This window comes from Salmonella sp. SAL4457 (assembly GCF_046548235.1).
GTDB lineage: Bacteria > Pseudomonadota > Gammaproteobacteria > Enterobacterales > Enterobacteriaceae > Salmonella > Salmonella enterica.
This window is the reverse complement of sequence record NZ_JBGDZO010001300.1, coordinates 1-237: the sequence shown is the minus strand read 5'-3', so window position 1 is coordinate 237 and position 237 is coordinate 1. Positions and strand designations below refer to the sequence as shown.

General features: G+C 68.4%; 1 protein-coding gene. It reads left to right on the top strand.

The features are described from left to right. On the top strand, positions 1–237 hold a 237-nt coding region (locus tag ACLJNW_RS28405; RefSeq protein WP_410962006.1), incomplete at both ends, for a hypothetical protein.

Genomic DNA, 237 nt, shown 5'->3' with positions numbered 1-237 from the left:
CTGCCGCATATTAGCGGGCGCTACGGCGACGAACTGTTGCGCAGCTGGAGCGCCGGGCGGCGCCTGCGCTTCGACGAGCCCCGGGTGACGCTGTCGCCGGCGGAGCAGCGTTGGCTCTCCGCGCACCCGGTCGTGCCGGTGGTGATCAACCATTCCCTTGGCGCGCTCGGGCAACTGGATAACGAGGGGAGGCTGAGTGGTATCGGGCGTGACTATCTGGACCTGATCGGCAAGCGC